The sequence below is a fragment of the Centipeda felix genome, from assembly GCF_900186465.1.
GTDB classification, from domain to species: Bacteria; Bacillota; Negativicutes; order Selenomonadales; family Selenomonadaceae; genus Centipeda; species Centipeda felix.
In genome coordinates this window covers 235,554-254,871 of the sequence record NZ_LT891959.1, presented here as the reverse complement: position 1 = coordinate 254,871, position 19,318 = coordinate 235,554, and the positions used below count along the sequence as shown (strand labels likewise).

The following is a 19,318-nucleotide window of genomic DNA, read 5'->3' as shown; positions in this document are numbered from 1 at the left end:
CCTCCTAATGGCGCGGGCGCAGGATAAGAGCCTGCATCTTCGCATCCTCCGCCGTCCGCACGTCAATCATTCCCTGTGCCTGCATTGTGTCCAGCACGATGGCCTGTCGCTTCTTCGCTGCGATGAAGTTCACGAACGGCGAGACCTCGGACGGTGCATTCGGAACGCCTGCGAGCATGGATGCCTCGGGCAGATCGAGTGCCGCGGGAGATTTTCCAAAGTACCCGTCAGATGCCGCCTGTACGCCGTAAAATCCGCCGCCGTAGTAGACGACATTCAGATACATCTCGAGGATCTCCTCCTTTGAGCAGGCGATCTCGATGTCGAGAGCAAGCAGAAGCTCCTCGGCTTTACGTGCAAAGGTCTGCTCGCTGCCGAAGAAAAGGTTCTTCACCAGCTGCTGTGTGATCGTGCTCGCCCCCTCTTCGATGCGCCCGTGTTGGATGTTGACGAGGGTCGCGCGTGCCACCCCCGTCATGTCGAATCCATGATGCTCATAGAAACGGCGATCCTCTACGGCGACGATGGCGTGCTGCAGATCGGGGGCAATGTGTCCGATGGGGACGTAGTCCGCACGGTCAAGACGCGCATCGATGGCGCGTCGTACAAAGAGCACGCGCAGAATCCGATCGGCCGCATCCGGCTCGCGGATCTCATGCAGCTGATTCGCAGGCTTTTGATGTTCCGCCTCGGGCAGCAGCGCACCGAGCTCCTGCCATGTATGTGGAGCGAAGAAGAACGTCCCCGCGCAGACGAGAAGCAGTATAGGAATCAGTATCATGAAAAAACGCCCGATGGAAAGGGGCGTTTTTTTTCTGCGCGATGGCTTCTTTCGCGCGCTGCTTCTGCGCCGCGTTTTCCTGCGGCGCGGCATTTCCTCAATCGTGTCGTTCATGTCCTGCATTTGGTATGGTCGCTTTCGAAATATATGGTTCGGATCTCATCCCGCATCTCCTCGAGATTCGATGGGAGCAGACGGATATCGTAGCCGATAAAGACGGGGGAGGTGGCAAAGCGCGGCAGAATCTTGATAAAGACATCCGCACCGTCGTGATAAAAGAAGATATTATAGCTGTTGTTGCGTCGTCGGATAAAATCCACGGCAATCTGGATGTAGTCGGCGATCACATTGGTCGCGCGCGCATCCCGCGGGATAATATTGAGCTCGCGAAAGCCGACGCGTGGATGCGTGGATAGCGTGAATGTCACGCCGTCCGTTTCGTCAATCGTCAGTCCCTCAAACTCCTCGCGGGAGAAGGCGAGCTCCGGGCGAAAATGAGGAAAACCGACGAGCTGCATGTGCGGATGGCGGATGGTACCGCCCGAATATGGCCCGTAGTTCTTAAAAAAGAGTACCATATCGTATGTGCCGCTTATGCGCATACGCTGCCAATGCCGCATGCCGAAATCGATGAGGCGACGGATATGTTCCTTGGAATAATCGGGAATATCGGCGTGGCAGTCTGCCCCCTCGATGAGGACAAATTGGTCGGCTTCCTCGATGACGTTGTATTTATTTTTGAGCAGGATGATGTTGCCGTCTCTCTCGATGATCCCCGTCAACTTTGACGTGTCGCAGAACGGGCAGGGGACATCACTGTGGAGAATATTCTCGGGCTTTTGCCGTCCGATGCTGACATTGAAATGTGCAAGATTGATTTCCATGGTATTGCTCCGAATCACTGCCATTGTCTTCCCCCTATATTATATATCAAAGTGGAGGTTTTCTGAATATATTTATCAAATATTTTGCAGAGACGGCACAATTTGCCTACGTCTTCATGCTATAATGGGGAGGATATGCAGAAAGTAGGATGAAGCAGCTATGAGAATTGACCTTGTGACGCTCTTTCCCGCGATGTTTGCGGGCGTGTTCGGCAGCAGCATCATCGGCCGCGCAGTACAGCGTGGGCTCATCGACATCCACTATACAAATTTTCGCGACTACGCGACGGATAAGCATCATCATGTGGACGATACACCGTGCGGCGGCGGGGCAGGCATGGTGCTGAAGCCCGAGCCCCTGTACGCCGCCGTGCGCGACCTATATGGGAAGACCGCTGCCTATGCGGAGCACCGCTGCACGATCATCTTTGACCCTGCAGGCGAGGTGTTCACCCAGCGGACGACAAAGGAACTCGCATCCTATGAGCAGCTGGTGCTCATCTGCGGGCACTACGAGGGCTTTGATGCGCGGATCTATGACCTCGCAGATCGTCTGATCTCCGTTGGCGATTTTGTCCTGACGGGCGGGGAGATTCCCGCCATGCTGACCGTAGACGCCACAGCGCGGATGCTGCCGGGCGTGCTCGGTGATGCCGCATCCGCCGCAACAGACTCCTTCTTTGATGGGCTGCTCGGCTATCCGCAGTACACACGCCCACGTGACTTCGAGGGCAAGGCTGTACCCGACGTCCTTCTCTCGGGCAATCATGCAGAGATCGCCCGCTGGCGGCGCGAACAGGCACTTCTCACGACACTGCGGCATCGCCCTGAGCTCCTCGCACGCGTCACGCTATCACAGGCAGATCGTGATTTTTTAGAGCAGCAGAAGAAAACAAAAGAAAATAAAGAATTTTTGCGTGAATCTCCAGAAAATGCTATAATGGATTCAATTTGATCTGTCTTGTTTCTATGCCCGATAGGGGGAATGCGTTGTGACACAGTTTGATAAACGAAATCTATCCATGATGATGGATTTCTACGAAATGACCATGTCCTATGGATATTTTCATCAGCCGAACCGCGATGTTCGCGTGGCGTTCGATCTCTTTTTCCGCTCCGTCCCCGACAAGGGGGGCTACGCCATCTTTGCGGGGCTTCAGCACGTCATCGAGTTCGTGGAGAATCTCTCCTTCTCCGATGCGGACATTGCCTATTTCCGCAAACAGAACCTCTTCTCCAAGGAATTCCTGGACTTCTTGCGCGGTTTCCGTTTTCGCGGCGACATCTACGCTATGCCTGAGGGAACGATCATCTATCCGAATGAGCCGCTCCTGACGATTGTTGCACCGATCATCGACGCACAGCTTGTGGAGACGGCGATCCTCGCGCAGATCAACCATCAGTCCCTCGTCGCGACAAAGGCGTCGCGCATCGTGCGTGCCGCCGAGGGGCGCAAAGTTGCGGACTTCGGTGCGCGGCGCGCGCATAATATGGACGCGGCAACCTATGGGGCACGCGCGGCGTACATCGGCGGCATCGACATGACGGCGACGGTCTCGGCAGGGCAGCAGTTTAATATTCCCATCTCGGGCACTATGGCGCACAGCTGGGTCATGTTCTTCAAGGATGAGTACACGGCGTTCAAACAATATGCAGAGATCTACCCACAAGCCACCGTCCTCCTCGTCGACACCTACGATGTGCTTCACTCGGGTATCCCAAACGCCATCCGTATCGCCCGTGAGGTTCTCGCGCCGCAGGGACATCGTCTCGCAGGCGTGCGTGTGGACTCGGGCGACCTCGCCTATCTCTCGAAGCGCATTCGACAAATGCTCGATAAGGCGGGTCTTGAGGACTGCAAGATTATCCTCTCGAACAGCCTCGATGAGTTCACCATCTCATCCCTCCTCCTGCAGGGCGCACGCGTGGACAGTTTCGGTGTCGGCGAACGGCTCATCACGGCAAAGTCCGATCCTGTCTTCGGCGCCGTGTATAAGCTCGTCGCTGTGGAGGAGAACGGCATCTTTCAGCCGCGCATCAAGATGTCGGAGAATGTCGAGAAACTGACGAATCCGGGACTGAAGGATCTCTACCGCATCTATGACCGTCACGGCAAGGCGGTCGCGGACATGATTGCAGTGCAGGGCGAACAGGTCGACCTCACGCAGCCGTTCCGCTATGTTGATCCGCGTAAGCCATGGAAAAACCGCTTCTTCGAGGGTGGTTCGGCGGTGAACCTGCGCCGTCTCTATGTCAGGGATGGGGAGCGGGTCGAGGAGCTGCCGCCCTTGGAGGAGATTCGCGCATATGTGCGCCGTCAGCTGGCGGAGGAGATCTGGCCGGAGGAACAGCGGTTTGAGAATCCGCATCGGCACTATCTCGATACGACGCCGAATTACTACGAGCTGAAGATGGGACTGCTCGAAGAGGTGCGCGGGAAGCACAGCTGACGGGAAAGATAAGAGGGATGCACGTGATTACGGGGAAAACAAAAATACTGGGTGTGATCGGTGCGCCGATTGCACACAGTTTGTCGCCGATCATACAGAATGCGGCACTGCATGAGGCAGGATTGGACTATGTTTATACGGCGTTTCCCGTGCACCGCGAGGCACTCGCCTCGGCGGTATGCGGACTGCGCGACGCGGGTGTGGCAGGGTTCAACGTTACGATTCCGTTCAAGACAGAGATTATGCCACTCCTCGATGTGCTGAGCGAGGATGCACAGCGGATTCGGGCGGTCAATACCGTCGTGATTGCATCAGACGGGACAATGACAGGGCACAATACGGATGTAACAGGCTTTATGGCAGGCTTTGCCGCGTGTGGGATTGGGCTTGCGGGAAAACGCACTGTCCTCATCGGCGCGGGCGGTGCAGCACGTGCCGCCCTCTGGGGACTCCTGCGCAGCGGCGTATCCTCTGTGTGCATCGGTGTGCGGAATCTCGCAAAAGGCAAGGCGCTCTGCACCGACTTTGCGGCAGACGGCACACTTGCCGTGTACTGCTTTGACGATCCGCACTTTCGGGATGTGCTTTGTACGGCAGACATTGTCGTGCAGACCACGCCGATCGGCATGAGCCCGCAGACGGATGCAATGCCGCCTGTGGATCCTGCGGCAATCAGCCCGTCTGCCGCCGTCTACGATCTCATCTATACCCCCGCCGAGACTGCATTTCTCCGTGCGGCGGCGGCGCATGGCTGCACGACGATCAACGGTGAGACCATGCTCGTCATGCAGGGCGCGGAGGCATTCTATCTCTGGACGGGCGTCCGCCCGAACACCGATCTCATGCAGCGCGCTTTGAGCGAGGAACTTGCACGGAGGGAAGGTGCATGAAGCTCTTCTGTCGTTGCAGAGGACTGTTTGCAGCTTTTTCGGTCACTGCCGCTGACGGTACGAGTCGGCATGCGGTCGGATGTCAGCGGTATTTCAACATTCTCTTGATTTAATGCAATTCTCATACTATACTAAGTAAGCAATTTACGCGCTATGTTTTTCAAACCGCCGTACCTGTGGCATACGCTATGGTACGGCGGTCTGATTGTGGCATGCAGTTACGGGGGAGCAGGCGGAAACGCCGCTCCCTGCCCGCAGAGATACTCTGCACTGCAAAGGAAAAACGGCAGAATGGCTGCTCTTTTTGTGTGCAAATTCTCGGATTTCCGGGGATTTTTTGTTGTATAAAAGAAAAGCTGCGGTACGGGGATATACCTCGTACCGCAGTCTTTTTGCATTTGTACTGATCTATACCATCTCTTTTTCCCAGTCGCGGATGATGTCAAAGTCGAGCTTGTCCGCCGTGCTCTCGAGGAGGGTGATCTCCTCAGCAGTGAGTGTGATCTCTGTCGCGCGCAGTGCATCGGTGACGTGATGTTCCTTGGTCACGCCGATGATAGGGACCGTGCCCTTGCCGATCGCCCATGCGATGGAGATCTGGGCGATGTTCGCCTTGTATTTGTCTGCAAGCAGCTTGAGCGAGAGGTTCAGTGTGTCGATCTTGTCCATGATCGGGTTGTAGACTGCTGCGCGCGCCGCGTCCGCCGGCATCGGATACAACGTGCTGTAGTGACCTGTGAGCGCGCCCTGTTCGAGCACCATGTAGGAGAAAAAGGGGATATCCTTCTTGCGGCAGTAGTCAAGGATGCCAGCCTCCTCGGAGAAGCGGTTGATCAGGCTGAAGTGGTTCTGTACCGCGCCGAGTTTCAGTCCATGATGTTGGAGGACTGTATCGGCCTCCTCGATCTGTCCTATGTTGTGGTTCGATACGCCGATGATGGGCGTATGTTCCGCTTTCTCGAAGAATGCGGCAAGGCGCTCGATCCACTGTGGTGCCTCGGCTGCGTTGTGCACCCAGTAGATGTCGATGCTGTCTGTACCGAGCAGCTTTTTCTGCACGGCCCACATATCCGCGACAGGATTGGCGAATGACTCATCCATGCACTGCGGTGTGAGCTTATCCGAGAGGAGGAAGGAGTCGCGTGCATGCCCTTTGAGAAATGCGCCGAGTGTCTTCTCCGCTGTGCCGATCCCGTATGCATAAGCCGTGTCCCAGAGGGTCAGCCCATGCTGCATAGCGGAATCAAAGACGGGGCGCAGCTGATCCTCCGTGTATGCCGTGCCGAACGTGCCGTCGTTGCCCCATGCCCATGTGCCGAGTGCGATCTTTGGCAGTTTTGTCATTGTGAGTCCTCCCATTCCCATTGTGCTGCATTCTTTCTCTGTGTTGTTCTATCGATAGTATACCATAAGTTGTCGGTGTTCGGCAAAATGATGGAGCATTATATCCATGGGCGGATGGCGCAAAACGCACAGAATTTTTCGTGCCGTTGTGGTATTCTATATGAAAAGACAGTAAGGAGAGATGAGCTTGAAACAAATTGCGTTCCGGCAGATGCTTATCGCCTATGCTCCTGATTCCATACAGGCGCAGGGTGATCGAAAGCTGGCGGAGGACATTGATCGGAACGAACCATTCAGCGTCGTCGAGGAGCTGGAGGACAGGGTGGAGCAGTATGGGGATTGAGGTAAAGCGCGCCGGTGTGCGGCGTGCCCAGTGCAGCTGCAGTATGCCTGCCGTCTGGTGGGCGCTGTCGTACGCGCGCGGCGCGTTGGTGATCTTTCACAGTCCGCGTTCCTGTGCTCATGTCGTGCGCGAAAAGGATGTCGGGACGTTTCATCGCATGGTCGGGGCGGAGACGTATGCGCCGCCGTCGCCCGTGCCGCTTCTCACGAGCGGAATCGGCGAGAACGATGCGGTGTTCGGTGCGGTGGAGCGCCTGCGCGCGTGCGTGCGTTATGCTGCAGAGAAATATCATCCGCGTGCGGTCTTTATCGGCGGATCGTGCGTGAGCGGCATCATCGGAGATGATACGCGTGCAGCGGCGGAGGGGATGGAGGCGGAGCTCGGTCTGCCCATCATCGCCATTCCGACGGGCGGCTTTTTGGATGATGTGTCCTTCGATGGCTACCTGTCCGTTGGCCGTGTGCTGGTGGAACGCTTTATGCAGCCGCCCAAGGAGACGCGCAGGGGGACGGTCGTGTTCCTCGGTGACTACGGCGGGCTCTACAGTGCCTATGTGCAGGAGCTGAAGCGGCTGCTCGAAGGGATCGGGCTGCATCTTGCGGGGCAGTTCCCAACCTACATGCCGCTCGATGAGATGCAGGCGGTGCCGGAGGCAGAGCTGCTCGTTGTGCTCGGGAGTGCGATGTCGGATGAGAAACAGGAAATGCTGATTTCCTTTGCACAGGAGATCCATGCGCGTTTTGGCACGCCGTACTTTGCCGATGCGTTTGCGGGCGGTGCGGAGGAGACTGCGCATTGGCTGCGCGCCATCGCGGCATGCTGTGGGCGTACGGCAGCGGCAGAGAAGGTCATAGAGCGCGAGAAAAAGGCATTTGATCGCGTGCTCGTCCGTGCGCGGGAGATGCTCAACGGGCGGCGCACCGTGCTCGTCGTCGGGCGGGAACTGCACTGGCTGCAGCCAGAGATCCTCCTGCGGCTGATCGAAAAGGCAGGAGTGCGTCTCGCGGGCATCATCCTCCTCGATCTTTTTACTGCCGAACAGCGGACGGGGGTAGAGGACGGACTGCACCAATGTACCGACGCGCCGATTCTCGACGCAGACGATCCCACAAGCGAGGAGCTGCTGCACGCAGTGGATTTTGCCTTTACGACACATGAACTCGTGGATGTGCAGCTGCGTCAGATTCTGCTCGGCAAGCTGCCCACGGTCGGCTGGGCGATGGAGCGCCAGCTGATTGAGGATATGGAGCACGTACTCTATCGGCATATTGAGAGGGGAGGGCTGATCTATGGATGAGGGCAATCTCAGTTTTGACGATATGTCCATGTGGATGGAGAGCTGCGCGCTGACGGGGGCGGCGGCGTTCTTTGCTGGTATGAAGGGCTGTGCGGTCATCGTCAATGGGCCGCTCTGGTGCTATCTCTTTACACAGCGGCATATCGAACAGACGCAGAGCGATATCTCGCATCGAATGCAATGCACACAGCTCGATAACGATGCGATTGTGTTCGGTGCAGAGGCGTATCTGCGCGAGGCGCTTCAGCCGTATATTGCGCATCCGCCTGCGCTGCTTGCTGTCATCAGCGGCAGTTCGGCGAGCCTAATCGGTGACGATGTCGGCGCGATTGTACGTGCCGCAGGGGTGACCTGTCCCATTGTTTCCCTTGACAGCGGCGGACTGATCGGGAACTTTGCGGATGGATGGCGGCGCGCTTCCTGTGCGGCGCTTGAGGTGCTGCTTCGGGCGACGGAGCCATCCGTGCGCCGGGGCGTCAACCTCATCGGCATGACCTCCTCCTACTACAACGGGGAGAACGATGCACGGGAACTCGTGTGCCTCTTGACGAGGGCAGGCTATGAAGTCCGCCATGTATTCGGCTGCGGCATGCGCCCCGAGGATGTCGATTCTCTCGCTCAGGCGGAGCTGAACATCGTCGTGCATGACGAGCTCGGATTGGCGGCGGCAGAGTACCTCGAGGAACGCTGCGGTATGCCCTATATTGCTCCGCTGCCTCCCTACGGACGAGCAGGAACGCGGCGATGGCTGGAGGAGATCTGTGCCGTACTGCCGCCTCCGCAGATGGCGGCGGCGATGGCGGAGATCCATGCGGCGGAGCGCAGGGATTTCCTGCGGATTAACGATCTCAAGAATACGTGGGGAGAGCTGTGCTTTGATACAGTGCTCATTCGTGCGCCGCGTACGACGGCGTGGGGGATGGCGCAGGCACTGCGTACAGAGTGGGCGGATGTACGCCACCTTGCTGTTGCAGCAGTATTACGAGCAGATGAGGCTGGTGCAGCAATCGCCGATGAGCGGCTGGCGGAGACGGATACGGCGCGGGCGCAGGAACTCCTTGCGGCGATGGAGCACGGGCTGCTCATGGGCAGCAGCAGCGAGTCCGTGTACGCCGACCCTCGCCGAATGCTCTATCTGCCCGTCGCCTATCCTGTTGTGGATCGCCTGTTGCTCTCCGATCTTCCCTTTATGGGGCTGCGCGGCGCACGCTGTATGGAGGACGCGCTTTGGAACGGGAGCGTCCTGCGGCGTGAACTGTCTGTCCGCGCATGGAAGAACCAATGACGATACCGCGCTAGTCAGGAGAGCATTATGACGGAATCCATTGTGACACCAAAGGAGAATCCGCTTGCCATTGCGCCCGTGGGCGGATTGATTCGAAAGTTTGCCCTGCCCGCCATCGTCAGTATGCTCGTCAATACGATTTACAACATCACGGATCAGATCTTCATCGGGCATACGGTCGGCATCTTGGGAAATGCCGCGACGAATACCGCCTTTCCCATCGTGATTCTCTCCACGGGACTGGCGCAGCTCGTGGGCATCGGGACGGCGGCAAATTTCAACCTCTTTATGGGGGAAAAGGCGCAGGACGCTGCACGCAGCTACGTCGGCACGGGGCTCGTCATGTCCGCCGTGCTCGGTATCCTGCTCGGCGGTCTTATTTTCATCTTCCAGACACCTGTGCTCCTGCTCTGCGGAGCGACGGAGAACGTTCTGCCGTATGCACAGCGTTACCTCGGAATTACGGCATGCGGACTGCCGTTTCTCCTCTTTTTCACGGCGAACAGTATGCTCATCCGCGCGGATGGCGCGCCGTCCTATGCGATGCGGTGTATGGTCAGCGGAGCCGTTCTGAACATTTTGCTGGATGCACTCTTCATGCTCGGATTCGGCTGGGGAATGGAGGGGGCGGCGCTCGCTACCGTCATGGCGCAGATCGTCTCATTCCTCGTATGTATTCGTTATTTTTCCCGCTTTCAGGCGTTTCTGATCGTGCGCTCCATGCTGCGGATGCGGAGGCATGAGATGCTCCGTATCGCCAAACTGGGGCTGTCGAACTTTTTGAATCAGATCATCATGATGACCGTCGGCATTACGCTCAACAATATCCTCACGCACTACGGTGCGCCGAGCGTCTACGGTGCGGATATTCCGCTCGCTGTGGCGGGGATTGTCACGAAACTCAACAGTGTGCTGATCGCCTTTACCGTCGGCCTGGCGCAGGGGTGTCAGCCGATCTTCAGCTTTAATATGGGGGCGGAGAACTACGGGCGCATCAAAGAGACCTATCGCAAGGGGCTTGTTTTTGCGTTGCTTTTAAGTATAGCGATTTTTTTGGTCTTTCAGCTCTTTCCACGCCAAATCACCGCCATCTTCGGCGGCGGGTCGGAGCTCTATTTTGACTTTGCCGAAAAATATCTGCGCATCTATCTGATGATGGTCTGCATCAGCGGCGTCCAGCCGCTCACCGTCAACTATTTCACGGCGATCGGCAGCGTGCGAACGGGGCTCACACTCTCCCTCTCGCGGCAGGGTCTCTTCCTCCTGCCGCTGCTCATCCTCCTGCCGCGCATCTTTGGGCTGGACGGCGCACTGTACGCGGGCCCCATCGCCGAGATCCTCGCCTTCGTCCTCGCTATGTCAACGATGTACCGGCATTGGCAGCAGCTGACACGCATGGAGCGGGGGGAAGTGCTGGAACAGAGATAAAAGTATCGTATGCGATTACTGTGTTTTGGGGATTGCGTTTACAATCTAAGAACACAATGCCCCCGCGATTTTTCCATTGCTTTTTTTGTCATGACCTCGTATAATGATAAAAAAGAAAGTGAGTGCTGATGCACTCTTCTCTATATTGCCTTTTAAGAGGTCCTGTGAGGCCTTAAGGGAGTTTTCAATGAAATATTCGACGCGGTCATTCGAGTTTATTTTGGATGCAAAGCTTTCTTATGCCTTTCTTTCGGCGTGAGAAGGCTTTTTTGTTGAAAGGGGATGCACATGGGACAGGAGTTGTCGCTCAAAGGACGGGATGTGCTCGGTCTGGAGGATTTTTCCGCCGAGGAGATCCGTCTGGTTCTCAGTACGGCACGCGAGATGAAGAATATCGTCGGGCGTGACATTAAGAAGGTGCCCGCACTGCGCGGGAAGGCGATTGTGACGCTTTTTTACGAGCCGAGCACGCGGACGCGGACGTCATTTGAACTGGCGGGAAAGTATCTGGGCGCCGATGTGGTGAACATCACGGCGAGCGCATCGAGCATCGTGAAGGGGGAGAGCCTGCGCGACACGCTTTATACGATCGAGGCGATGGGCGTGGATGCCATTGTCATGCGGCATAAAGCTGAGGGCGCAGCTGCCTACGCCGCCAAGGCGGTCTCTCCCGTCATCATCAATGCGGGGGACGGCGCGCATGCGCATCCCTCACAGGGCCTGCTTAATCTCTATACGATTGAGGAAAACAAGGGGAAACTCGCAGGGCTGAAGGTTGCCATTCTCGGTGATGTTCTGCACAGCCGTGTGGCGCGTTCTGACATTCAGGGCATGCGAAAGATGGGGATGGATGTCCATATCGCGGGACCGCGCACCCTCCTGCCGCGCTTTCTGTGTGAGGAGGAGGGCGTCACGATCCATGACCGCGTGGAGGATGCTCTTGAGGGGGCTGACGTAGTCGAGGTGCTGCGCATACAGCTCGAGCGCATGAAGGGCGGGCTGTTCCCGTCGACGCGTGAGTACGCGCGCATCTACGGGCTCAGTGAGGAGCGGCTCGCACTGGCGAAGGAGGATGCTCTCGTGCTGCATCCCGGCCCGATGAATAAGGGATGGGAGATCTCCGAGTCCGTCGCCTACGGCGTACAGTCGCGGATCCAGGAGGAGGTTAAAAACGGGGTCGCCGTACGGATGGCGCTCTTTACACTGGTACTGATGGGAGGGAAGGCCTGAATGCGTGCGTTGCTGCTGAAAGGGGGACGGGTGATTGATCCCGCCTCCAAACGAAATGAAGTTGCCGATGTCCTCGTCGAGGACGGTGTGATCCGCGCCGTTGGCGCAAATCTTTCCGCCGACGGCGCGGAGATTTACGATGCTGTGGGAAAGGTCGTTGTGCCCGGTCTGATCGATATGCACACGCATTTCCGCGAGCCCGGTCAGGAGGCAAAGGAGGATTTTGCTTCCGGCTCGCGCGCCGCAGCGGCAGGGGGATATACGACGATTGCGACGATGCCGAACACGCGCCCTGTCGTCGATACGGCGGCACTGGTGACGAGTCTGCAGAAGCGCGCCGAAGAGACGGCGGTCATGCACATCCGCATCATCGGTGCCGTGACGAAGAACCAGGAGGGCAAGGAGCTGGCGGAGCTCGGCGATATGGTTGAGGCGGGAGCGGTCGCCTTCTCAGACGATGGTCACTTCGATCCGTCGGCAAAGGTTCTCCTCAGTGCATACGACTATCTTGCGCCGTTTGATAAGGCAATCATCAATCATGAGGAAGATACCTCTCTCGTAGAGGAGGGAGCCATGAATGAGGGGCATCGCAGTGCGATGCTCGGCATCAAGGGGCGTCCGATTGTCGCCGAGGATATTGCCGTCGCGCGCGACATCATGCTCGCCGAGTATGCGGGTGCGCATGTCCATGTTGCTCACATCAGCTCGGCGCGTGCCGTCCAGCTGGTACGCGAGGCGAAGGCGCGCGGTGTGCACGTGACGACAGAGGTCACACCGCATCATCTCACGATGACGGAGGACTGCGTCGATCCATCGGATAGCTCGACAAAGGTCAATCCGCCGCTGCGGACGGAAAAAGACACCGCGGCCATGCTGGCGGGTCTGCTTGACGGGACGATTGATATGGTCGTAACGGATCATTCACCGCACGCACGTGAGGAGAAGGATCGCGAGTACATCTATGCGCCGAGCGGCTTCCCTGGGCTTGAGACGGCACTCGGCGTGCTCATGACGGAGCTGGTCCACACGGGGAGGCTCCCGCTCGAGACGCTGATCGAGCGCATGACCTATGCGCCTGCGCGCATCTTTCATCTCGATGCAGGGACGCTGCGCGAGGGGGCACCGGCGGATGTGACAGTCATTGATCCGAACTGCGTCTGGACGGTGGACGAGAAAAAGTTCTACACGCGGGGAAGTCACTCGCCGTTTGTCGGACGGGAACTTCGAGGAAAGGCTGTGCTGACGGTCGTGGACGGGAATATTGTAATGAAGGGCGGAGTCATAACAATATGAGAGGAAAACTGATTTTGGAGGACGGTTCGTCCTATGCGGGAGAGCTTCTGGACGGCAGCGCAAAGACGGTGGGGGAGGTTGTCTTTACGACGACCATGACGGGGTATCAGGAAAGTCTGACCGACCCGTCGTTCTGCGGACAGATTCTCACGATGACCTACCCGCTGATTGGGAACTATGGTACGGCAGAGAAATTTATGCAGTCCCGCCGCCCCTTTGTGCGCGGCTTTGTCATCGGTGAGCTCTGCGATGCACCGAATAATTGGCAGTCTGAGAAGAGCTTGATTGACTTTCTTACGCAGAGCAAGGTTCCGTGCCTTTATAACGTAGACACGCGAGCAGTGACGCGACATATCCGCGCTGCGGGCTCGATGAAGGGCGTGATCGTCCCCGACGGCACGGAGCCGGATGAGATCGCTGCACTGCAGGCGGAGGAGCTGCCGCGCGATCTCGTGGCGATGGTCACAACGCCCGAAGTCTATGTCATGGAGACGGATCAGGAGGACGCGCCGCATATTGCCGCGCTGGACTTCGGTGTCAAGCGCAGCATCTTGGAAAATATCAACCGCCTTGGTGCGAAGATCACGGTACTGCCTGCGTATACGAGTGCCGAGGAGGTGCTTGCGTTGAATCCCGACGGCATCTTTCTGTCCAACGGACCGGGAGACCCGCAGGATGTGCCTGAGATCGTCGCGGAGATTCAGAAGATGGCGGGAAAGAAGCCGATCTTCGGCATCTGCCTCGGGCATCAGCTGCTCGCGCTCGCCTTTGGCGCAAAGACCTATAAGATGAAGTTCGGTCATCGCGGCGGCAATCAGCCCGTCAAGAATCTGCGGATGAACCGCGTGCATATCTCGGCGCAGAATCACGGCTATGCGGTTGACCCCGCCTCGCTTGAGGGGACACCGCTCGTCATTACGCATACGAACGTCAACGATGATACCGTCGAGGGACTGCGGCACACGTCGCTGCCGATCTTCTCGGTGCAGTACCATCCCGAGGCTGCGCCGGGACCCGACGACAATATGTATCTCTTTGATGAGTTCTGGGCACTGATGAAGGGGGAGTGAGAGGATGCCGCGTAAGGAAAATCTCAATAAAGTCATGGTGATCGGCTCCGGCCCCATCATTATCGGGCAAGCCGCAGAGTTTGACTATGCCGGCTCGCAGGCCTGCCGTGCATTGAAGGAAGACGGGCTGGAGGTTGTCCTCGTCAACAGCAATCCCGCCACCATCATGACGGACACCAATATCGCCGACCGTGTTTACATCGAGCCGCTGACGGTGGAGTTTCTGACGGAGATTATTGCCAAGGAAAAGCCGGATGGCCTTCTCGCCACGCTCGGCGGACAGGCGGGGCTGAACCTTGCCGTTCAGCTTGCGGAGAAGGGCATCCTGGCGGAGTACGGTGTGGAGCTCCTCGGCACGTCTCTCGATGCCATCGAGAAGGCGGAGGATCGTGAGCGCTTTAAGGAGACAATGGAGAAACTCGGGGAGCCAATCCCCGAGAGCCTGATTGTCGAGGATGTCCACGCAGCTGTGGATTTTGCCAACACGATCGGCTACCCTGTCATCGTTCGCCCTGCCTATACCATGGGAGGTACGGGCGGCGGCATTGCTGAGAATGAGGAAGAACTCATCGCCATCGTCATCAAGGGGCTGAACTACTCCATGATCGGGCAGGTGCTCATCGAGCGCAGTGTCGCGGGATGGAAGGAGATCGAGTTCGAAGTCATCCGTGACGGGAACGACAACTGCATTACCGTCTGCAGTATGGAGAATTTTGACCCTGTCGGTGTCCATACGGGAGACAGTATCGTTGTTGCGCCCGCGCAGACCCTGACCGACCACGAGTATCAGATGCTGCGCAGTGCCAGTCTGCGGATCATCCGCGAGCTCGGCATTGAGGGCGGCTGCAACGCACAGTACGCGCTCGATACGAAGAGCGATCAGTACTACGTCATCGAGGTGAACCCGCGCGTCAGCCGTTCCTCGGCACTCGCGTCGAAGGCAACGGGCTACCCGATTGCCAAGGTGTCGTCGAAGATCGCCATCGGCTATACGCTGGATGAGATCGTCAACTCGGTAACGAAGAAGACGAAGGCGTGCTTTGAGCCTGCCATTGACTACTGCGTGGTGAAGTTCCCGCGCTGGCCGTTCGATAAGTTCGTCTATGCGGACCATACGCTCGGCACGCAGATGAAGGCGACGGGCGAGGTCATGTCCATTGACCGCAGTTTTGAGGGCGCCATTCTCAAGGCGGCTCGTTCCCTCGAGATCGGCGTGAACCGTCTCTATCTGGAACGTTTTGCCGACTGGGATGATGAACGTCTGGAAAAACAGCTTGCCCTCATCAACGATGAGCGCATCTTTGTCATGGCGGAGGTGCTGCGCCGCGGCAAGCTGTCCGTGGACGACATCTCGCGCATCACAAAGGTGGACAAGTGGTTCATCCATAAGCTGAAGCATATCGCCGATGTTGAGCGTCAGCTCGCGGAGGAGCCACTCACACCGGAACTTCTCGCTGCTGCAAAGTGGGTCGGTCTTGCCGATGTTTCCATTGCCGAGATCACCCATAAGACGCGCGATGAGATCCGCACGATGCGCCGCAGCAACAATATTCTGCCGTGCTATAAGATGGTGGATACCTGTGCCGCTGAGTTCGAGGCGATGACGCCGTACTACTACTCCACTTTCCGCGGGACGGAGGACGAGGTCGCCGTATCGAACAAGAAAAAGGTGATTGTGCTCGGCTCGGGGCCGATCCGCATTGGTCAGGGTGTGGAGTTTGACTATTGCTCGGTGCATTCCGTGTGGGCGCTGCGCGAGATGGGCATCGAAGCCATCATCATCAACAACAATCCGGAGACGGTCAGTACGGACTTCGACATCTCCGACCGTCTCTACTTCGAGCCGCTGACGGTGGAGGATGTGCTGAACATTGCCGACAAGGAGAAACCGGACGGCATCATTGTCCAGTTCGGCGGACAGACGGCCATCAACCTCGCGGCTGAACTTGAACGCGCCGGCCTGCATGTCTATGGCACGTCCGTTGACGATATTGACCGCTCCGAGGATCGTGAGCGATTCGAAGAGGTGCTGACAGAGACGGAGATTTCACGTCCTGAAGGCATCAGCGTGACGAATCTCGACGATGCTGTCACAGGTGCTGCGCGCATCGGCTATCCCGTCATGGTTCGCCCCTCCTATGTCCTCGGCGGCCGTGCGATGGAGATCGTCTACAATGAGGATGAGCTGCGCGACTATATGAGCCGTGCCGTCAAGGTGACGCCGGATCATCCCGTGCTCGTGGATCGCTATATGCAGGGCACCGAGGTCGAGGTTGATGCCATTTCCGATGGTGTGGATGTTGTGATTCCGGGCATCATGGAGCACATCGAGCGCGCCGGCGTCCACTCGGGCGACAGTATCGCGGTCTATCCGCCGCAGACGCTGTCTGCACGCGTGATCTACACGATCATCGACTATACGAAGCGTCTTGCCGTTGCCCTGCATGTCAAAGGGCTGCTCAACATTCAATTCGTCGTGGCGCATGACGAGGTGTTCATCATCGAAGTGAATCCGCGTTCGAGCCGTACCGTTCCATTCCTTTCGAAGATCACGAACGTCAATATGGTTCACGTTGCGACGCAGGTTGCGATGGGGCATACGCTGAAGGAACTCGGCTTCCACTCGGGGCTCGTTCCGCCGCGTCCCTATGTCGCTGTCAAAGCCCCCGTATTCTCCTTTGCCAAGATGACGGATGTCGATATCTCGCTTGGCCCTGAGATGAAGTCCACGGGTGAGGTCATGGGCATTGACTATCACTATGCCCGTGCGCTCTACAAGGCGATTATCGGGTCGGGGCTCAATGTGCCGACCAAGGGGTGCCTGCTCTTTACGGTGGCGGATAAGGATAAGGACGAGCTCAAGCAGCTTGCAAAGGCGTTCTCTGAGTTCGATTTTGAGATCGCGGCGACAGAGGGGACGGCGAAGGTCATCGCGTCGCTCGGCATCGACGTTGAGATCGTCGGCAAGGTGCATGAGCGCAGCACGGACATCATCGAGATGATCAAGAGCGGGCGCATCAGCATGGTCATCAACACGTTGACGCAGGGAAAGCACTCGGCACGCGACGGCTTTAAGATTCGCCGCGCCACGGTTGAACACGGAATTGCGTGTCTCACTTCTCTCGATACGGCTTGGGAGGTGCTCCGCGTCCTCGAGTTTATGCAGAAGCGGCGTCTTGTCTATGCACTCGCACTGCAGGACTATGTCGGCGGAGGGGATGATCTTGCCTAAGATATGTGAGGATGCCCGCGTCCTGCATCAGCGGAGCCCGATGGCGGGGATCTATGATCTGACGCTGTCTGCCCCGACGATTGCCCGCAGTGCACGGCCGGGACAGTTCGTTGAAGTCACTGTCCCGCATGGCGGAGCACTACTGCGGCGTCCGCTCGGCATCGCAGAGACCTCTGCAGAGGAGGGGGCGATCCGCATCATCTATCGCGTTGTCGGGCGTGGGACAGAGCTCCTCGCTGCGGCGGGTGCGGGGGAGATGATCTCCGTGCTCGGCCCTCTGGGGCATGGCTTTAACGTCACGTATCGACATCCACTGCTTGTTGGAGGAGGTATGGGGCTGGCGCCCCTTCTCTTTTTTGCGACGGCGCATGGCAGTTCCTCCATACTGATGGGGGGGCGCACGAAGGCGGAACTCTTCTGGGAGGCTCTGTTTCGTCCCCATGTCCGCGCCGTTCACGCGACGACGGATGACGGTTCATACGGGACGGAGGGCTTTGTGACAACGCTTCTGCCGGAGCTTTTGCAGGAGGGGGACTATGATGCTGTCGCCGTCTGCGGCCCGCCGATCATGATGGAGCGCGTCGCTCAGATGGCGGCGTCCTTTGGGCTGCCCTGTGAGGTGTCGTTGGAGCGCCGCATGGCGTGCGGCCTCGGGGCGTGTCTTTCCTGTGCCGTGGATACGCGCAGCGGACGCCGCAAGGTCTGTAAGGACGGCCCCGTGTTCTCTGCCGAGGAGGTGTACGGAAATGTCTCATAGCGCTGCGACGCGGTATGACGTGCTGCTCTGCACCAATGTCGCAGGCATTGCGATGCGGACGCCTGTGCTTGCGGCGTCCGGGACATTCGGCTTCGGCGAAGAGTTCGCGGACTTTGTCGATCTCGCGCGTCTCGGCGGCGTGATGGTCAAGGGGACGACGCTCCTCCCGCGACGTGGAAATGACGGGGTACGGATTGCGGAGACGCCGCAGGGGATGCTCAACTGCATCGGCCTCGAGAACCCCGGGGCAGACGTATTCCTCCATGAAACACTGCCGCGCATCGCAGACTATGGCATGAACGTCATTGTCAATATCTCAGGCAGCTCCGTGGAGGACTATGCGGCACTCGCCGCACGGCTAAATGTCACGGGTGTCGCGGCGCTCGAAGTCAACATCTCCTGTCCGAACGTCAGGGAGGGCGGGATTGTCTTTGGCACGGATCCGCGTGCGGCGGCAGAGGTCGTGCGTGCGGTCTGCGCGGAGAGCACGCATCCCGTCATCGCCAAGCTGTCTCCGAACGTGACCAGCATCACGGAGATGGCTCTCGCTGTAGAAGATGCGGGGGCGGATGCCATATCGCTCATCAATACGCTCATCGGGATGCAGATTGATATACACCGCTGGCAGCCTGTTCTCGGCAATCGGACGGGCGGACTTTCCGGCCCTGCCGTGAAGCCGGTTGCCGTCCGTATGGTGTGGGAGGTGGCTCATGCCGTCCGTGTTCCCGTGATCGGTATGGGCGGGATTGCCTCGTGGCAGGATGCGGTGGAGTTCTTTCTCGCGGGAGCGTCTGCCGTCGCTGTCGGCACGGCGAACTTTGCTGATCCCGAAATTACGATGAAAATCTGTGACGGTCTTGGACAGTATCTGCACGATAAACAGCTATCGAATATACAGGAAATTGTCGGAAAAGCATGGTAATCGATGTATTTTTCCAATAATTTTTAGAGAAATTTGATCCAAAATCGTCACTTTGTTCCTATAAAATCGTTTCTTTCCGCATCCTACAAGGCGTTGGGGCGTTTTTGACACC

The 19,318-nt window shown here is 57.8% G+C and carries 16 protein-coding genes and 1 riboswitch; of the genes, 13 read left to right on the top strand and 3 right to left on the bottom strand.

From position 1 onward, the window contains the following. Positions 1 to 4: 4 nt before the first annotated feature. Both C1713_RS08625 and C1713_RS08620 read right to left on the bottom strand, forming a co-directional pair. The gene (locus C1713_RS08625) at positions 5 to 904 is read right to left on the bottom strand and encodes a transglycosylase domain-containing protein (protein WP_084708974.1); all 900 of its coding nucleotides are present in this window, start codon (positions 902 to 904) and stop codon (positions 5 to 7) included. After that, a complete protein-coding gene (locus tag C1713_RS08620; RefSeq protein ID WP_102494062.1) occupies positions 892 to 1,665 on the bottom strand; it encodes a DUF4931 domain-containing protein in 774 nt (257 codons plus the stop codon). Before C1713_RS08620 ends, C1713_RS08625 begins: the two co-directional genes overlap by 13 nt. 160 nt (positions 1,666 to 1,825) lie before the next feature. On the opposite strand from C1713_RS08620, the gene trmD reads away from it, so the two are divergent. Genes trmD through C1713_RS08605 form a run of 3 tightly spaced genes read left to right on the top strand, consistent with a single transcriptional unit; the run spans position 1,826 to position 5,005 of the window. Beyond that, positions 1,826 to 2,620, top strand: a complete 795-nt coding sequence (gene trmD / locus C1713_RS08615) for a tRNA (guanosine(37)-N1)-methyltransferase TrmD (RefSeq protein WP_009442579.1) — start codon at positions 1,826 to 1,828, stop codon at positions 2,618 to 2,620. 37 nt (positions 2,621 to 2,657) lie between these two features. Continuing rightward, positions 2,658 to 4,115: a nicotinate phosphoribosyltransferase gene (locus tag C1713_RS08610; protein WP_102493658.1), complete on the top strand. Its 1,458-nt coding sequence runs from the start codon at positions 2,658 to 2,660 to the stop codon at positions 4,113 to 4,115. A 17-nt stretch (positions 4,116 to 4,132) separates the two neighbouring features. Further along, entirely contained in the window at positions 4,133 to 5,005 is an 873-nt protein-coding gene (locus tag C1713_RS08605; protein WP_102493657.1) for a shikimate dehydrogenase, read from the top strand. 146 nt (positions 5,006 to 5,151) lie between these two features. Beyond that, a riboswitch (molybdenum cofactor riboswitch) is annotated at positions 5,152 to 5,302 on the top strand. A gap of 111 nt (positions 5,303 to 5,413) precedes the next feature. On the opposite strand, the gene C1713_RS08600 is transcribed toward C1713_RS08605, so the two are convergent. Continuing rightward, positions 5,414 to 6,349, bottom strand: coding sequence for an aldo/keto reductase (locus C1713_RS08600; protein WP_245871076.1), 936 nt, complete (start codon positions 6,347 to 6,349; stop codon positions 5,414 to 5,416). Positions 6,350 to 6,536: 187 nt separating this feature from the next. Between C1713_RS08600 and C1713_RS12080 the strand changes: the two genes are divergently transcribed. From C1713_RS12080 to C1713_RS08555, 10 genes are all read left to right on the top strand, one after another. After that, positions 6,537 to 6,692, top strand: a complete 156-nt coding sequence (locus C1713_RS12080; protein ID WP_157040604.1) for a hypothetical protein — start codon at positions 6,537 to 6,539, stop codon at positions 6,690 to 6,692. Beyond that, positions 6,682 to 7,989 carry a nitrogenase component 1 gene (locus C1713_RS08595; RefSeq protein ID WP_102493655.1) on the top strand — a complete coding sequence of 436 codons (1,308 nt, stop codon included), beginning with the start codon at positions 6,682 to 6,684 and terminating at the stop codon, positions 7,987 to 7,989. The genes C1713_RS12080 and C1713_RS08595 overlap by 11 nt, the downstream gene beginning before the upstream one ends. Next, a complete protein-coding gene (locus tag C1713_RS08590) occupies positions 7,982 to 9,274 on the top strand; it encodes a nitrogenase component 1 (protein ID WP_102493654.1) in 1,293 nt (430 codons plus the stop codon). Before C1713_RS08595 ends, C1713_RS08590 begins: the two co-directional genes overlap by 8 nt. A 27-nt stretch (positions 9,275 to 9,301) precedes the next feature. Continuing rightward, positions 9,302 to 10,702 (top strand): MATE family efflux transporter, encoded by a 1,401-nt coding sequence (locus tag C1713_RS08585; protein ID WP_102493653.1) that lies wholly within the window; start codon positions 9,302 to 9,304, stop codon positions 10,700 to 10,702. A 282-nt stretch (positions 10,703 to 10,984) separates the two neighbouring features. Next, on the top strand, positions 10,985 to 11,932 hold the full coding sequence (locus C1713_RS08580; RefSeq protein WP_061943561.1) for an aspartate carbamoyltransferase catalytic subunit: 948 nt from the start codon (positions 10,985 to 10,987) through the stop codon (positions 11,930 to 11,932). Continuing rightward, positions 11,933 to 13,225: a dihydroorotase gene (locus C1713_RS08575; RefSeq protein WP_102493652.1), complete on the top strand. Its 1,293-nt coding sequence runs from the start codon at positions 11,933 to 11,935 to the stop codon at positions 13,223 to 13,225. It begins immediately after the preceding gene. Further along, on the top strand, positions 13,222 to 14,295 hold the full coding sequence (gene carA / locus C1713_RS08570) for a glutamine-hydrolyzing carbamoyl-phosphate synthase small subunit (protein WP_061943555.1): 1,074 nt from the start codon (positions 13,222 to 13,224) through the stop codon (positions 14,293 to 14,295). The genes C1713_RS08575 and carA overlap by 4 nt, the downstream gene beginning before the upstream one ends. A gap of 4 nt (positions 14,296 to 14,299) precedes the next feature. Beyond that, positions 14,300 to 17,527, top strand: coding sequence for a carbamoyl-phosphate synthase large subunit (gene carB, locus C1713_RS08565; protein ID WP_102493651.1), 3,228 nt, complete (start codon positions 14,300 to 14,302; stop codon positions 17,525 to 17,527). Then, entirely contained in the window at positions 17,499 to 18,284 is a 786-nt protein-coding gene (locus C1713_RS08560; RefSeq protein ID WP_102493650.1) for a dihydroorotate dehydrogenase electron transfer subunit, read from the top strand. Before carB ends, C1713_RS08560 begins: the two co-directional genes overlap by 29 nt. Next, entirely contained in the window at positions 18,274 to 19,206 is a 933-nt protein-coding gene (locus tag C1713_RS08555) for a dihydroorotate dehydrogenase (protein ID WP_009442566.1), read from the top strand. Before C1713_RS08560 ends, C1713_RS08555 begins: the two co-directional genes overlap by 11 nt. Positions 19,207 to 19,318: the final 112 nt, after the last annotated feature.